This is a genomic window from Calothrix sp. CBUCES-K 9914 (genome assembly GCF_059640475.1).
The window spans coordinates 1-3,017 of sequence record NZ_JBXXZH010000482.1; the positions used below are offsets into that span (position 1 = coordinate 1).

The 3,017-nt window shown below is 39.7% G+C and carries 2 protein-coding genes and 2 pseudogenes; all 4 read left to right on the forward strand.

Annotated elements, in window-relative coordinates:
• Window positions 1-200 (forward strand): annotated as a pseudogene (locus AC2JBO_RS44220) (hypothetical protein); the annotation flags it as partial.
• Window positions 201-373: 173 nt separating this feature from the next.
• Complete coding sequence (locus AC2JBO_RS44225) at window positions 374-1,648, forward strand: tetratricopeptide repeat protein (RefSeq protein WP_496959962.1); 1,275 nt, start codon at window positions 374-376, stop codon at window positions 1,646-1,648.
• A gap of 397 nt (window positions 1,649-2,045) precedes the next feature.
• Window positions 2,046-2,624 carry a DUF4360 domain-containing protein gene (locus AC2JBO_RS44230; protein ID WP_496959963.1) on the forward strand — a complete coding sequence of 193 codons (579 nt, stop codon included), beginning with the start codon at window positions 2,046-2,048 and terminating at the stop codon, window positions 2,622-2,624.
• A 118-nt stretch (window positions 2,625-2,742) separates the two neighbouring features.
• Window positions 2,743-3,017: pseudogene (locus AC2JBO_RS44235) on the forward strand (hypothetical protein); the annotation flags it as partial.

The window sequence follows — 3,017 nt, forward strand, 5'->3', positions numbered from 1 at the left end:
TGAACTATTATGGCACAGAGAAGGTTGTGTCAATCACAGGCCCGCGCGGTTATGGGTTTGCCGAAGATACTTTTGGTTATCATAAAGGAGACGCACCTATTAGCAACGCTCGTTTAATGTTGCAGGTTGAGTTTGCCATTAAAGATTATGGAACGCAACACGATTTTATGGAAGAGAATCGTCTCAAGTCGCTCTTTTAAACGCGCTTGGGTTAGCATCTACCACTATGTGTATCCCCATCTAGTATTAGTTTATGTACTAAAAAGTATGTCAATTTCGGGAACTTCTACAAATTTTTACGTGTCATAATGGCAGGTCACGTGCATTTTAAAGCACAATTAAGAAACAGGTTATCAAGACACAAGCCATTGCCATGACTCAAGAAGACTTCAAGCGGGGATTGGAAAAAGCTAGACAAAAAGATTATGCCAATGCAATTCTGGATTTTACGAAGGAACTGGAGTTAAATCCTTATTTTGCTGAAGCGTACTTGCACCGTGGCTTGGCTTATTATGATTTGGGTAACGTATTACAAGCAGTTTCAGATTATACTGAAGCGCTAAAGCTGGATTCGCAGTTAATCCAAGCATATTACAGTCGGGCGTTAGCGCGTATGGTGCTGAAAAATTTACCTGGCGCCCTTGATGACATCGAACGTGCGATTCGTCTAGATTACAATTATGCAGCAGCACATAACCTGCGCGGTACATTGCTGCGAAAATCTGGAGATATTCATGGCGCCATAACTAGCTTTAAGAAAGCAGCAGAATTATATATAGTGCAGAAAGATGCAGAAAATTGTCGGTTGTGCATGGAGAAAATTAAACAGCTTCAACCCAAACCCCAACCACAACAAGCCATTACCGTTAAGCAAACTCCACCACAAGCTGTAATAATGCATGAGGGTGATTACTTCAAGCAATTAATCGAAAAAGCTGAACAAGGAGATATCAGAGAAGCATTAGAAAGTTTAAACTGGGTTTTTCAAGTAGACGCACAAGATGGTAAGGCTTATTGCTGTAGAGGTGTGATACGTTGCAAGCAAGAAAAATATATTGATGCCATTGCTGATTTTAATCAAGCTTTAAAGTTTAACTTTCAAGATGCTATCGTTTATCGTAACCGAGGTAAAGCTAGGTTACAGATAGGAGATAATCAAGGCGCCGTTGCTGATTTTAACAAAGCTTTAGAATTAGAACCAGATAATACGATGCTTTATACAGCTAGAGGTAATGCTTATCGCAGCATTGGCAACCATTACGGTGCCATTCAAGACTACACTAAAGCGTTACAGCTTGACCCAGAAGACGCTCACGCTTATTTGAATCGTGGATTAGCATATACTCATATCGAAGAAATGCAGCAAGCAGTCGATGATTATCAGAAAGCTGCGAGTATATTCTGTGAAAAAGAAGATTGGAAAAATTATCAGAAAGTATTAGACAGCCTGAAGCAAATTACTGTACCTAGTCAGGATTTAAACAAACCCAAATCAACTATACTTCGTCAAAAATTATTAAGGCTTGTTGGTGGTTATTGGGAAATTGCGGAAAGGTTAATGGAAGATGCTAAGTACTATTACCCAGGCATGTCAGAAGATTGGTACATGGAAAAAGTGATTAACGATATTGAACGTGACCGAAGATAAACACTGGTTTTTACTTTTGCAGTGGTATTCGAGTCAGCTTTTCAACGCTTCATATTAACAGTAAACTTTATTTAATTGCAATCGTTGTTGAGATTCCTATAGGCGCCTTTAGGAAATTATAGGTGAAAACAGTTGTTGGATATTGGTTTAATCAGATTTTTAACCTCGATTAGAAATCGGTTTTTGTGAAACAACTTCACATTATCGTCGAAAAACCCGGTTTCTTCTAAAGCTGAAGTAAATTGTGCATTCTAGTCAGTTTAATAATTTATTAGTTATTTGTACTTAAAGCTATTAAAGAGTACAAAAATCAATCAAAGTACGAATGCATTATCTGGTGGATAGGTTGATTTCGCATTCATTATATTCCAAAACTTAACTTTCTAGGAAAATATCCATGAGAATTGTCAAAACGTTGTTTGCTGCGGCTACATTGCTCACAGCTTCTATTTGTCCTGCATTTGCTAGCAGTCAACAAGTTCAGATTTTAGGCACACAGTATGGTGGTAACGGTTGCCCTGGCGGTTCTGCTAGTGTAAGCGTTAGTCCAGATGGTCAAGAGCTAACAATTCTATTCGACAAATTTTCCGCTCTTGGAAGCAATGCAGCAGAAAGCCGTAAAAGCTGTAATTTGAGCATTCCGATCAAGATACCCCAAGGCTACCAAATTTCCCTCTTTGATGCTGATTATCGTGGTTATGTAGCTCCGGCAACCACGGGAACCTTACGATCAGAGTACTTTTTCGCTGGTAACAGAGGTCCTGTTTTTCAGCGGAAGTTCAAAGGCGAAAATAATTATAATGTCCGCGATAACTTGGCGACTGTAGCTAATATCTGGTCTTCCTGTGGCGCCAGTGTAAACATGCGGGTAAATGCTTCAATGGCTGCCAGCGGTAAAGGAATAGCTACCGTTGACTCCTTTGATCTTGCTCACCGTGGTTTAGTTTACCACATCAAATACCGTACCTGTAGGTAATTAGCAAAATCGCGGATACCTAGATTCCCCTAGATTCCTGACTTCTTTAAAAAGTCGGGAATCTGGGGGAATCTTATAATATGAAAAATCAAGCATCCGAGTTTAGCATAATTACGTAATGCGAACCATATCAAAATTCTTTGCTACCCTTCTAGCAGTAGTATTTCTACCTGCTTTTATGGCTATTGCCCAAACTCCAACTATTACACCAGGTGATAATCTAGTCGTCGAAGGAATTCCACCCATTCCTGCTAGCATTGCCCTTTCAGTTGAACGCTATACAAATTTTCGCGCTGCAAGTTTAGCTTCTTGGCATCCCAAACGGCGTGAAATGCTCATATCTACACGCTTCGCTGATACACCACAAGTGCATTTAGTCAAATTTCCTCTCGG